The following is a 12576-nucleotide window of genomic DNA, read 5'->3' on the forward strand; positions in this document are numbered from 1 at the left end:
GGGGAGATTATTATGAGTAAAGATTTAAAGAAAGAGTTACCTTCCTATGAGAAACAGCAAGATTTTTACTTGAAATTACGGTCGAATATAACAAGTTACCTAGCTTCAAAGTCAGGAAGTGTAGGGAAATTTACTCCTTATTTACTGTTTGCACCTGATTTATTTCATTTATTAGTAAAAGCAATGATAGATAATCGTATTGATACAAAGAGCAAAACATTAATTGGAAGTGGAATACTGTATTTCGTTGCACCAATTGATGTCTTGCCAGAGGGGCTAATCGGACCAGGAGGTTTTATCGATGATATTATTGTTGCCACTTTTGTAGTAAATATGCTGCTTAATAAATTTTCACCTGAGATTATGGAAGAACATTGGGCTGGGGATATAAAATTATTAGATGCTTTAAAGAAAATTTCCGAGACAAGTGATACATTACTTGGTAAACTTCCGGCAAGGTCATTGCTGGGCCGATTTATGAAAACATCAAACAAAGAGTAAGGGACTAAAGTATCTGTAAAAACTAAACCTTATATAGATATTCTAATATGGCGGCAATAAATTCGAACTTTGAATTTAAGCCGTCTTTTTGTTTGCATTTTGTTAATCTATCTTACAAGACAAGCGTCCACACGCTTTGAATCTCATCACATATATTATTAAAAAATAGATGAGGTGTCAAAATGCAAGATAAACAAAAAACAGTTATAACACTTCTGGGTAGTGCTGGAGGGGTGGCAAAATCTATACTTTCTATATTAAATAAATCAGTTCTTGATAAAAAGGATCCCATTTATCCTATTATCCATAATAGTAAGATTCATTTAATAGATTATAAACAAAAAAAGAAAACTTACTATATTAATTTATTTCCCAATTTGAAAGATCAAATTGAATTACATCAATTTGATCTAAAAGATACGACTAATTTTGTAAAGTATCTAAAAAAATCAAAAACCTCTGTTGTAATAGACGTTTCTTGGGGAGATACGGTTGAAATGCTAGAATGCTGCGACCAACTTGGAATCAAATATGTAAACACAGCATTAGAAAACACCATGATTGATGAAAATGAAGAATTATATGAAGGATTTGGTTTAATTGAGAGAATGAGAATTTTTGAAAAGAAGAAAAATACTTTTTTAAATTCAACTTCAATAATTAACTCAGGTATGAATCCAGGTGTAGTTCAATGGATGGCAATAGAACTACTTAAAAAGGATTCATCAGAGGAGACCCCGCTTGCTTGCTATATTGTAGAACATGATAACTCTTTTTATAAAAATAAAAAATTAGCTAAAAAGAATGTTATTTATACAACTTGGGCACCTGAATGTTTTCTGGATGAGGCAATTTTAAGCTACCCGATGTTTATGAAGCATCATACCCCACTATTCTTGTATGAAAAAGTCTATGATGTTGAATTTAAGGTAACGCTGGGGGACAAAAGGTTTTATGGTTGCTTAATGGCTCATGAAGAGGTATATACTTTAGGCAAGTTATATGACATGGAATTTGGTTTTTTATATAAGATAAATGACCATACTTCAAAATTGATTCGTTCAAACTTGGAGAATGTGGATATATTGTGGGATTTTGAAATGAAAGTTCTGGATCCTCTTGAAGCGACATTGAGAGGGGAGGATTTAGCCGGAGTCCTTCTCGTGTATAAAGATAAAGAACGATATATGTATAATGTATCAAGAAATGATTCTATCTTTTCGAAATACAAAACAAATGCTACTTATTTTCAAGTAGCCTGTGGTATCTATGCATCCCTATCTGTCCTACTATTAGATCAAGTACCAAAAGGGGCATATTTTGTAGATGAGCTTTTGTTAAAAACGAACAATCACTATGGAAAATATTTGACTTATTATATGACGGAATTTGTAACAGGGGAAAATAAACATTCAGACGGTCTCTTACATCAAAGGATAAGAAAGAGTAAAAAATCATCCTGAATATTATTAATGAGGCTCTGTTCAAGTGCGCCATTGTTTTTAGAAGCATATATTTTGTGACGCAGATCCGCCGGACTCCTGCGGAAAACTGGCTGCCAAGACCCAGAAACGAGCATGTAGGGACAAAACTGTGGCCACGGGTTTGCGTCTGTCGGTCGCGCCTTTCTACGTAGAATGGGCGCTGTGACCAATACCCTGTTGCCTTGTGGAGACTTGTCAGTTTGTCCGCGGAAAGCGAGCGAAGAGGAGTTAGTGAACAACCGCTTAACATTTGTACAATTATTATATGACAAAAAGGGTATTCCACCTCGATTAAATCGAGATGGAATACCCTTAATAAATCTACACGAGCTTTTTAGTGTAAACAAAAATCACGCAAGTTATTATTTATTTTTGTTCTTTCCACTCAAGGAATTCATCATACGTTAGTTGCTTATCTAAAATGGAACCGTCTTTATTTATTTCGATTACACGGTTTGCAATTGTTTGAATGAACTGATGGTCATGTGATGTAAAGATCATGGCACCTTTAAATGCTGTTAAGCCATTGTTTAGTGCTTGAATGGATTCTAAGTCCAAATGGTTCGTTGGTTCATCAAGTAGTAATACGTTAGATTCCGATAGCATCATTCTAGAAAGCATACAACGAACTTTTTCTCCACCTGAAAGTACTGATGGTTTTTTCTTCACTTCTTCACCAGAGAATAGCATACGTCCTAAGAATCCTCGAAGGAACGTTTCACTTTCATCATCAGGTGAATATTGTCGTAACCAGTCTACTAGTGAAGGTTCGCTTCCTTCAAAGTATTTTGCATTATCAAGAGGGAAGTACGCACGAGAAGTTGTTACACCCCAACGAATGGAGCCTTCTTGTGGTTCCTCTTCTTCTGCAAGTATACGAAGTAAAGCAGATTTTGCTAGTTCATCTCCAAGAAGGATAATTTTATCATCTTTGTTCAGAGTGAAGTTCATTTTAGAGAAAAGCTTTTCTCCTTCAAATGTATAGCCTAAATCTTGCGCTTGAAATACGTCATTCCCGATTTCACGTTTCATCGAGAAATTAACATATGGGTATTTGCGTGATGAAGGACGAATATCATCTAACTCGATTTTATCTAACATTTTTTTACGAGACGTTGCTTGCTTAGATTTAGAGGCGTTAGCACTAAATCGAGCAATAAACGCTTGTAGCTCTTTAATTTTTTCTTCTTTTTTACTGTTTTGATCAGAAGCCAGTTTTAAGGCAAGCTGACTTGATTCATACCAGAAATCATAGTTTCCAACATATACTTGGATTTTACTAAAGTCTAAGTCCGCAATATGTGTACATACTTTGTTTAAGAAATGACGGTCATGGGAAACAACGATGACAGTGTTTTCAAAGTTGATAAGGAAATCTTCTAACCATTGAATAGCTTTGATGTCTAAATGGTTGGTAGGCTCATCTAGTAAAAGTACATCAGGTTTTCCAAATAATGCTTGTGATAATAATACTTTTACTTTTTCAGAACCAGTTAACTCAGCCATTTTCTTTTGATGCATGCTATCAGGGATACCTAATCCTTGTAAAAGAATCGCTGCTTCTGATTCTGCTTCCCAACCATTTAGGTCCGCAAATTCACCCTCTAGTTCAGCTGCACGCATTCCATCTTCATCGGAGAAATCCTCTTTCATGTAGATAGCATTTTTTTCATTCATTACTTCATATAAACGTTTATGACCCATCATAACTGTTTCTAAAACTGTATATTCTTCATATTCGAAGTGATTTTGTTTTAGAATGGCTAAACGCTCATCTGGATTCATAATAACATTGCCTTCTTGTGGCTCAATTTCTCCAGACAAAATTTTAATAAACGTTGATTTTCCTGCACCATTTGCACCGATTAATCCATAACAGTTACCCGATGTAAACTTTATATTTACGTCTTCAAATAATTTACGATCACCAAATCGAAGACTTACATTACTTACTGCAATCATGCTAGTACCTCCTAAAATTCACAATGGTCTTATTATAGCACGAAACTAGTGGATCTTGGTATTTTGAATACATAATAAAACAAGTTTTTTATGAATTATTTTATTTTGAATAGTCAATAATATTTTTAAGGCAAAAAAATAATAAGAAGGCGCTGTTAAACTACATGGTTTTTATTAGGTAGAATCCGCTTGCCTTCCGCGAGCGAACCGACAAGCCTTTTCGGCTGATCTTGCGTGTTTTCTACCGCAAATTATATCCAAATAACGTATCAAAAAGAATAACAACGCAAATAAAAAAAGAGCTAGCAACAATGAGCTAGCTAAATAATTTTGCCTCTCACCTAATTCCAGTGTTTTTCGATGAATTCATCGCGACCGGATTGTTCTCGGTCCTCTTTATAATGAGTTGGGCTCTTCTTATAAAAGTCTTGATGGTAATCTTCTGCTTCGTAAAACGTTTTCGCTTCTCTAATTTCAGTGACAATTGGCTTAGAGAACTTTCCACTAGCAGCTAATTGTTCTTTAGATTGTTCCGCTTGCTTACGTTGTTCTTCTGAATGCGCAAATATTGCTGAGCGGTAGCTTTCTCCGCGGTCTTGAAATTGACCACCTGCGTCGGTTGGATCAATTTGCTGCCAAAAAATTTCGAGAAGCTGTTCATAAGAAAATATAGTAGGGTCAAATTGAATTTCTACTACTTCCAGATGTCCAGAATCTCCTTTTTTTACGTCTTCATATGTTGGGTTTTCTAAATGTCCACCCATATAGCCTGAAGTTATTTTATGTATGCCATCCCAAGAGTCGAAAGGCTTTACCATACACCAGAAACAGCCGCCGGCAAATGTCGCTTTACCTATCATTGTCATTCCTCCTAATATAGTAAAATGTATTTTACCATTACTTCAAGAGATGTACAAAATTCTGAAACCAATTAAGAGAAAATGCGTTATTATAAGATTATAAGGGAGAGATTACAAAATGGATCAGGAACAAGTAAGACCATCGAGAAGATCACGTAAAAGAAGATTGAGATTAGGGAGAGTTCTAGTGTTAGTCCTTGTCCTAATCGTTTTAATTAGCGGAACTTATTCCGTTATTCAATACTCTGCTGGATATAAATTGACCAACAATGAGAAAGATCTACCCATAGAATTTGAAGGGGCACAATTACAAGAAGGAGAACGAGAAAATATATTAGTTCTCGGTGTAGATTCTAGGGGTGAAGAAAAATCACGAACAGACACCATGATGCTTGTTTCATGGGATAAAAAAGAAAATGATGTAAAAATTATATCGTTTATGAGGGATATATATGCCGATATTCCTGAGTATCAATCATATAAACTAAATACAGCCTATTATCTGGGTGGAGTTCAATTATTAGCTGATACGATTAATGGGATGTTCGATCTACCAATTCATCACTATGCTCTAATCGATTTCAAAAGTTTCGAATCGTTAGTTGATATTATTGCACCAGAAGGTATTCCCATTAATGTAGAGAAGGATATGTCGGAGAAAATTGGTGTTTCATTGACAAAGGGTCAACAAAACTTATCTGGTAAAGAACTACTAGGTTATGCTCGATTTCGTTCGGATGCTGAGGGAGATTTTGGAAGGGTAGAAAGGCAACAAGTTGTCATGGAGGCCTTAAAGGATGAGCTGCTTTCTATACAAAACTTATCCAAGACGCCAAAATTTTTAGGAGCTGCGGAAGGATATATTGAAACGGACTATTCGAGAGCAGATAAAGTAAAACGTATTCTCGATGCAGGCATAAGTGGGAAGTTAGAAATGGAGAAATTGACCATTCCTGTTGAGGGTACATATTCCTTCAAAAGTTATACGCACGCTGGTTCAGTCATTGAAATAGATAAAGAGAAAAATAAAGCAGCAATAACTAACTTTTTACAAAAATAATAATGCTTTAAAATTGCTAATCTTTTTATTCGTTCGTAAAATAATAGTATAGGAAAGGAAGTTTGATAATAGTGGAGCCAGAAAAACCTTCTTTTTTTTCAACAAGGTACATAAAATTTTTAGGTGGACGTAATACCGTTTTTACATTAGTGCTTCTATTGTTAATCGGACTTGTCATAATGATATATGATGAAATTTCGTTCATTTTCGTTCCTTTAACTGTATTTTTAGGTAACGTTATATTGCCCATTATTTTAGCAGTAATAGCATACTATTTATTACGACCTTTATTACGTTTGTTAGAACGAATTAAAATACCTCGTATTTGGGGTATATTAATTATCTTTTTAGCATTAATAGGGTTAGTAACCTTGCTTGTATTTTTAGTATTTCCATTTTTAAAGGCACAGTCTTTGAAGTTAGTGGAAGAATTACCAGGCAATTTGATGGTGTTATTAGATAAGTTGGATGGATTCCTACGAACATCCTTTTTCCGGGATTTTTATTTGCAAATTGAAAGTGATGTTAACTCCATCTTAAAAGAGTTACCAACAGAAATCGGCCAGTTTTTACAAAGTACACTTACAGGATTAGCAACAGGTATTTCTTCTATTGTTGGTGTATTAACAGGTTTTGTATTAGCAATTGTTACCGTACCATTTATCGTCTTTTACTTATTAAAGGATGGAGAAAAATTACCCAACTATGTAATGAAATTATTTCCTCCCCGTATGCGAGAAGATTTGCGATCTGTGTTTACTAATATTGATAGACAAATTAGCTCGTACATACAAGGACAGATTTTAGTATCCATGTGTATCGGTTTTATGATATTTATTGGATTCTCTATTATTGGGATGGATTATGCTATGTTACTTGGTGTAATTGCTATGGTAACAAGTGTTGTTCCTTATTTAGGTCCGGTGATTGCGATTACACCAGCCTTAATTATTGCGCTAGTTTCTTCGCCATTTATGCTATTTAAATTAGCCATAGTTTGGACCGTTGTACAATTAGTAGAAGGGAAGTTTATTTCCCCTCAAATTATGGGTAGATCTCTACATGTTCATCCCATTACCATAATATTTGTGTTAATTACTGCAGGTGCACTATTTGGAGTTCCAGGTGTGATTTTAGGAATACCAGGGTATGCAATATTAAAAGTTTTTGTAAGCCACTTTTATACATTATTTAAAAAGCGTTATAATAAGTATGAACCAGTTGTTGAAAATCGATATGAGTATACAAATCACAAGGTGGATTGAGAGTAATGGCAAAGAAGTTTGAATCTTCCATAGAAGTACAAACGATAAAAATTGATACGGTAGTTGATCATCCATATATTGAACACGGTATTAACCTTTCTGGGACAATATATATTGATGGTGTACACGACGACGAATCAATAGATAATATTAAATTAGAAGTTTTTAAACTAATTAATGGGGAAGATTCCAAGATCGTATCCAAGCATTCGATTGAACTAGTCGGAGCAGCGGCTTCTAAAGATATGCAAATGATTCCTTTTGAAATCATGCCGGATGAAAGATGGATACCAGACGGTACTGATGAAGTAACAAAGTTAATCTTAAGAACAACTGTTTTATTTGAAAATGGCTTTGAATACAATGATGAAGACGAAATTTACTTCGACATTGAAGAATAATCGTTCCAAAAAAACTCCAACAAATTATTGTTGGAGTTTTTTTATGTTTATTTTAAAAAAAGAAGAGCAATCTAATGAAAAATGAGGAGTGAAGATATGAAGAAAAAAATTGTTGTCGTACTTATAGTTTTATCGTTGCTCATTCTCTCTGCATGTGGATCTATTAGGAATTCTAATGAGCCTCCCACCCCTGAAACTCAAATAGATAACCAAGAAAAAAATTTACCTAACACAGGAAATGAAGAAGTAAATAAGGAAAATGATATAGGAATTCCTGATACTGGAAATTCTATCAACGATCCAACCATCGAAAAATCTAAATAAAAAATCGATTGAATTGTTTGAATTATTGTGATAAGGTATTATTACCAATTAGAACGGAGGTGAGGAAAGAATGAAAAAGGCTGTATGTGCACATGGATTTATATTGGAATTTTTATCCATATCTTGTGCGATTACTCATGAAATTGCTAACAACGGGACTAGTCTGTCCATTTTTAGTCAACTAAATGAGCAACAACACAGCTGATAAGTCATTCTTTCTGAACCATTTTTTAATGGAGAAGGCTGCTTATATGAGCAGTCTTTTTCTATGCAGAAAAATGCTTCCAGCTATACCAGAGATGAGAGGAAGCGAACGTTATGATATGTACAATACAAGAAATTAGTAAAATGCTCGGAGGAAATACGATTTTTGAAAACTTATCTTTATCTATTAAAACAGGAGATAAATTAGGAGTCGTTGGACGAAACGGTAGTGGGAAAACAACCTTATTTAAGCTTATTGCAGGAATCGAAAAACCAGATGCAGGAACCATTTATTTTAAAAAAGGTACTAAAATTGGTTATTTAGCACAAATCCCTACTTTTTCAGAGGAAGTAACGGGCTTGGATTTATTAAATAGTGCATTTGACGAGTTAATAGCTTTACAAGCTCAAATGCAAGTACTTGAAAATAAATTAGCAAGTGCGAAGCCTGATGACATGGAAAAGTTACTTCAACTATACGGAGATATTCAAGAGGAATTTACAAATCGAAATGGTTATTCGATGGATTCTGAAATTGAAAAGGTTATACAAGGACTTCAATTATCCAACTTTGTTCATCAATCCTTTTCAAATTTAAGTGGTGGGGAACAGACAAAAATAATGCTTGGAAAATTATTGTTAACAAAGCCTGATTTACTATTGCTAGATGAACCTACGAATCATTTAGATTTATTTGCAGTGGAATGGTTAGAGCAATATTTAATTGCATATGATGGAACGGTAGTTCTCATCTCGCATGATCGCTATTTTTTGGATCAAGTCATTTCAAAAGTGGCGGACATAGAGGAAGGCGAGCTTTCGCTTTATCATGGTAATTACTCTTACTTTATGATGGAAAAAGAAGCAAGGCTAATGCGAGAGTTTCAAGACTATGAGGAACAACAAAAAAAGATTAAGAAAATGAAAGAAGCCATTAAACGGTTAAGAATATGGGCAAATGAAGCGGTTCCACCTAATCCAGGTCTTCACAGACAGGCACGCAACATGGAACGTGCGCTGGAACGGATGGAAAAAGTAAGAAAGCCTCTAATAGATCCTAAAAAAATGAATTTATCCTTTGAAGCTGCTCCGAGAAGTGGCAAAGAGGTAGTGGTTATGGAAGAAGCGGGTAAATCATTCGGTGAGAAAATGCTACTGCAACATGCAAATTTACATGTGTACTGGAAAGACCGTCTCGCTATTGTCGGACGCAACGGAACTGGAAAGTCGACAATCTTAAATATATTACGTGGGGAATTACCAATTGACGCAGGTATTGCACGACTAGGAAGTAATGTTCGTGTAGGATTTTTGTCCCAGCACTTTGAAATCTCAAATCCTAAAGCTCGACTAATCGACGTATTTCGAAGTGAGGTAAATGTGTTCGAAGGTGATGCTCGTCACATTCTAGCAAAGTTCATGTTTTATGGACCAGATGTTTTTAAACGGGTAGGGGATTTAAGTGGAGGAGAACGAATGCGTCTTCGTCTCGCGCAGCTCATGCACCAAGATATTAACCTTTTGATGTTAGATGAGCCAACCAATCATTTAGATATTGATTCCCGTGAAGTTTTAGAAGATGCATTAGATGACTTTCAAGGCACCATACTAGCTGTTTCACATGATCGATATTTTTTAAACAAATTGTTCCCGAGAACAGCTTGGTTAGATCAGGGACAGCTCACAACCTTTGAAGGACCGTACGAATGGGCTCGTGCAAAATGGGATGCGTTACAGTTAAAACAAGTGGAAGTGAAAGAGGTAGTACTAAAGAAAAAAGAGAAACCTGTTAAGCATAAAACAAAGCAAGATGAATCACTTGAAAACAAAATCGCGCAACTAGAGGTAGAAATCAAGCTTCTGACAGAACAAATACAATCGGAAAATGATTGGGAACAATATGAACAGTTAGTTACAACTAAAAACGAACAAGAACAACAATTAGAAGCATTAGTTGAACAATGGATGGAGAATGAAGAATGAAACGAATTGCAATCGATATGGATGAAGTGATTTCTGCATTTAGCTCAAAATGTTTACAGTTATTTAACGCTGAATATCAAACAGAATATACACCACAGCATTTACAAGGGAAGTTACTCGTGGAACTTGATCCTCGATTTGAAAGCAAGGTAAATTGTTATTTAGCCCAAGAATCTTTTTTTCTTGAGCTAGAGGTGATGGAGGGAAGCCAAGAAACCATCAGGAAATTGATGGAGCAATACGATGTTTTTATCGTTACAGCTGCAATGGAATTTCCGGCTTCTCTAGCACCAAAATACAAGTGGCTGAAAAAGCACTTTCCCTTCCTGAATGAAAAGAATTTTGTTTTCTGTGGTGATAAAAGCATTATTTTAGCTGATTATTTAATTGATGACACTCCAAGTAATTTAGATACATTTACTGGAAAAAGAATTCTGTATACTGCTCCACATAATATATCGGAAACGAAATACAACCGACTAAACAATTGGGAGGAAATTGAGGAATATTTTTTATCAGAACTTGTAGTCAATTAGGAAAAGCAGAAAACTTCAAACGATATCCCTTTCTAGTAGAGAAATTCTATAGAAAGGGATTTTTTATTAAAATGAGTTAATTTCATAAATAAGGAATAAAGTATAGTTGAATTCCCGCTCGCTATAGGCGGAGCTTTCCGCGGGGTGAGCGATAACTCATCACCACGGCTCACGCGTCGTTCGTGATGGCTTGGATTAAAAGTATATACACTCGTACTTCCGAATAAAGAAGCTTTAAAAGAAGTTAAATCAAAATAATGTGGAAGTGAATGAACTGGAACAGTCATTTACTACAATAGATCCAAGTGGAAATGGTATTGTTTTTGAACTACTTTCATAAGTACAAGAGCGAGCTATCACTTAAAACAATGGAAATTAACACATGAAAATAATAGAGATAAAAGAAAGACCTTTCTAGTAGAATATCTGTTAGAGAATTCTTTTTCTTCGTTTTGATTATTTTTAATTGTTGAAATATTATGTTTAGTGTGCTAATATTTACTAGATTAATAAACCAGTACATAAACTAATACTCTTATCAAGAGAAGCTGAGGGATATGGCCCTGTGAAGCTTCAGCAACCTCTGACTTAGTCAGAAAGGTGCTACCTCCTACAAGATTTTTTGTCTTGAAAGATAAGAACTGAGTGCGATTCATTTACCCTCTTTTCTTATCCTTGAGAAAAGAGGTTTTTTATTATTTAAATCAAAGGAGAGAATGTTATGCCAATTAATATTCCAAAACGATTACCAGCTGCTGAATTACTGAAAGAGGAAAAAATATTTATCATGGATGAGGACCGTGCTTTTGGGCAAGACATTCGTCCGCTTAATATTATCATTTTGAACTTAATGCCCGAAAAAGAAAAAACAGAATTACAACTTTTAAGGTTACTAGGTAATACACCGTTACAAGTGAATGTAACATTCATGAACACTGCCACTCATGAATCGAAAAACGTGAGTAAAACACATTTAGACACATTTTATACAACCTTCGAACAAATAAAGCATCGAAAGTATGACGGATTGATCATTACAGGAGCCCCAATAGAGCAATTAGAATTTGAGCAGGTAAATTATTGGAATGAAATAACAGAAATAATGGATTGGTCGAAAACCAATGTCACTTCTGTATTACATATTTGTTGGGGAGCACAAGCTGCTTTATATCATCATTATGGTATTGATAAATTTGAATTACCAAAGAAATGTTCTGGTGTGTTTAGTCACCGTTTGTCTGATCCAACCGTCCAATTAGTTCGTGGATTTAATGACCATTTCTATGTGCCACACTCACGTTATACATCCGTTTCTTTTGAGAAAATTAAAGCTGATCCTCGTCTTAATCTCCTTTCGATTTCTGACGACGCCGGCGTATTCCTCATTATTTCAAACGATGAGAAGCATATTATGATTACCGGTCACTTAGAATATGACGCCACAACACTGGCAGAAGAATATGTACGTGATGTGAATAAAGGAATAGAAATAGATTTACCGGTTAACTATTTCCCTCAAAATGATCCGACACAGCAACCTTCGAATTCATGGCGCTCGCACACGCACTTATTATTTTCGAATTGGTTGAACTATTATGTATACCAAGCAACACCATATGAGTGGGAATAATGATGAATGGGGCTATCCGATGTAGGGTAGCTCTTTTTCATTTGTGTGAAATCTGATAATGGTCTCGATTTTATTTGAATTGGTTGCGGGTTTATGGTATTAGTCTCGATTACGGGTGAATTGGTCTCATTAAGCCATTTAATGTAAAAAGTTCAAATGTGTTTATAGTGTAATAGGTTTATTGCTGGAAGAATAATCCTAAATGAGACAAGTGATGCACTTAACGAGACAAACTTAAGTATGAACGCGACAAAACAAGAGGCCAAGACGACAAACCCCACCGCGAAGACGACAATAGAGGTTGCCAGTTGGTCAAGTTTGTCAGCAGTAAAGTTTGTAAGACAAATGATTAGTTAGGTAAATGAA

General features: G+C 35.0%; 12 protein-coding genes and 1 riboswitch. Of the genes, 10 read left to right on the plus strand and 2 right to left on the minus strand.

The features are described 5' to 3' along the window. Positions 1 to 12: 12 nt before the first annotated feature. Both MHB48_RS08400 and MHB48_RS08405 read left to right on the plus strand, forming a co-directional pair. A complete protein-coding gene (locus tag MHB48_RS08400; RefSeq protein ID WP_342601018.1) occupies positions 13 to 501 on the plus strand; it encodes a DUF1232 domain-containing protein in 489 nt (162 codons plus the stop codon). Positions 502 to 683: 182 nt separating this feature from the next. Next, positions 684 to 1964, plus strand: coding sequence for an S-adenosylmethionine decarboxylase related protein (locus MHB48_RS08405; RefSeq protein WP_342601019.1), 1281 nt, complete (start codon positions 684 to 686; stop codon positions 1962 to 1964). A 387-nt stretch (positions 1965 to 2351) separates the two neighbouring features. Here the strand turns inward: MHB48_RS08405 and MHB48_RS08410 are convergent, their stop codons facing one another. Further along, on the minus strand, positions 2352 to 3947 hold the full coding sequence (locus MHB48_RS08410) for an ATP-binding cassette domain-containing protein (RefSeq protein ID WP_342601020.1): 1596 nt from the start codon (positions 3945 to 3947) through the stop codon (positions 2352 to 2354). 341 nt (positions 3948 to 4288) lie between these two features. Continuing rightward, positions 4289 to 4807, minus strand: coding sequence for a peptide-methionine (S)-S-oxide reductase MsrA (msrA, locus tag MHB48_RS08415; protein WP_342601021.1), 519 nt, complete (start codon positions 4805 to 4807; stop codon positions 4289 to 4291). A gap of 118 nt (positions 4808 to 4925) precedes the next feature. Between msrA and MHB48_RS08420 the strand changes: the two genes are divergently transcribed. From MHB48_RS08420 to metA, 8 genes are all read left to right on the plus strand, one after another. Then, positions 4926 to 5867: an LCP family protein gene (locus tag MHB48_RS08420; protein WP_342601022.1), complete on the plus strand. Its 942-nt coding sequence runs from the start codon at positions 4926 to 4928 to the stop codon at positions 5865 to 5867. Positions 5868 to 5938: 71 nt separating this feature from the next. Beyond that, on the plus strand, positions 5939 to 7132 hold the full coding sequence (locus MHB48_RS08425; protein ID WP_342601023.1) for an AI-2E family transporter: 1194 nt from the start codon (positions 5939 to 5941) through the stop codon (positions 7130 to 7132). A gap of 5 nt (positions 7133 to 7137) precedes the next feature. Beyond that, positions 7138 to 7533 carry a sporulation protein gene (locus tag MHB48_RS08430; RefSeq protein ID WP_342601024.1) on the plus strand — a complete coding sequence of 132 codons (396 nt, stop codon included), beginning with the start codon at positions 7138 to 7140 and terminating at the stop codon, positions 7531 to 7533. A 96-nt stretch (positions 7534 to 7629) separates the two neighbouring features. Then, positions 7630 to 7857 (plus strand): hypothetical protein, encoded by a 228-nt coding sequence (locus MHB48_RS08435; RefSeq protein ID WP_342601025.1) that lies wholly within the window; start codon positions 7630 to 7632, stop codon positions 7855 to 7857. Between the two features lie 70 nt (positions 7858 to 7927). Beyond that, positions 7928 to 8062, plus strand: coding sequence for an RAxF-45 family protein (locus tag MHB48_RS08440; RefSeq protein WP_342601026.1), 135 nt, complete (start codon positions 7928 to 7930; stop codon positions 8060 to 8062). A 113-nt stretch (positions 8063 to 8175) separates the two neighbouring features. Continuing rightward, on the plus strand, positions 8176 to 10044 hold the full coding sequence (abc-f, locus tag MHB48_RS08445) for an ABC-F type ribosomal protection protein (protein ID WP_342601027.1): 1869 nt from the start codon (positions 8176 to 8178) through the stop codon (positions 10042 to 10044). After that, positions 10041 to 10580, plus strand: coding sequence for a 5'-3'-deoxyribonucleotidase (locus tag MHB48_RS08450; RefSeq protein WP_342601028.1), 540 nt, complete (start codon positions 10041 to 10043; stop codon positions 10578 to 10580). The genes abc-f and MHB48_RS08450 overlap by 4 nt, the downstream gene beginning before the upstream one ends. A 532-nt stretch (positions 10581 to 11112) precedes the next feature. After that, a riboswitch (SAM riboswitch) is annotated at positions 11113 to 11221 on the plus strand. Positions 11222 to 11301: 80 nt separating this feature from the next. Continuing rightward, positions 11302 to 12210, plus strand: a complete 909-nt coding sequence (gene metA / locus MHB48_RS08455) for a homoserine O-succinyltransferase (RefSeq protein ID WP_342601029.1) — start codon at positions 11302 to 11304, stop codon at positions 12208 to 12210. The last annotated feature ends 366 nt before the right edge of the window (positions 12211 to 12576 follow it).

It is taken from the genome of Psychrobacillus sp. FSL H8-0483 (genome assembly GCF_038637725.1).
Classification (GTDB): domain Bacteria; phylum Bacillota; class Bacilli; order Bacillales_A; family Planococcaceae; genus Psychrobacillus.

What these genes read in the sequence shown, in the direction of transcription:
- MHB48_RS08400 (WP_342601018.1), top strand. Translation starts at nt 13, where the DNA reads ATGAGTAAAGATTTAAAGAAAGAGTTACCTTCCTATGAGAAACAGCAA.
- MHB48_RS08405 (WP_342601019.1), top strand. Translation starts at nt 684, where the DNA reads ATGCAAGATAAACAAAAAACAGTTATAACACTTCTGGGTAGTGCTGGA.
- MHB48_RS08410 (WP_342601020.1), bottom strand. Translation starts at nt 3,947, where the DNA reads ATGATTGCAGTAAGTAATGTAAGTCTTCGATTTGGTGATCGTAAATTA.
- msrA (WP_342601021.1), bottom strand. Translation starts at nt 4,807, where the DNA reads ATGATAGGTAAAGCGACATTTGCCGGCGGCTGTTTCTGGTGTATGGTA.
- MHB48_RS08420 (WP_342601022.1), top strand. Translation starts at nt 4,926, where the DNA reads ATGGATCAGGAACAAGTAAGACCATCGAGAAGATCACGTAAAAGAAGA.
- MHB48_RS08430 (WP_342601024.1), top strand. Translation starts at nt 7,138, where the DNA reads ATGGCAAAGAAGTTTGAATCTTCCATAGAAGTACAAACGATAAAAATT.
- MHB48_RS08435 (WP_342601025.1), top strand. Translation starts at nt 7,630, where the DNA reads ATGAAGAAAAAAATTGTTGTCGTACTTATAGTTTTATCGTTGCTCATT.
- MHB48_RS08440 (WP_342601026.1), top strand. Translation starts at nt 7,928, where the DNA reads ATGAAAAAGGCTGTATGTGCACATGGATTTATATTGGAATTTTTATCC.
- abc-f (WP_342601027.1), top strand. Translation starts at nt 8,176, where the DNA reads ATGATATGTACAATACAAGAAATTAGTAAAATGCTCGGAGGAAATACG.
- MHB48_RS08450 (WP_342601028.1), top strand. Translation starts at nt 10,041, where the DNA reads ATGAAACGAATTGCAATCGATATGGATGAAGTGATTTCTGCATTTAGC.
- metA (WP_342601029.1), top strand. Translation starts at nt 11,302, where the DNA reads ATGCCAATTAATATTCCAAAACGATTACCAGCTGCTGAATTACTGAAA.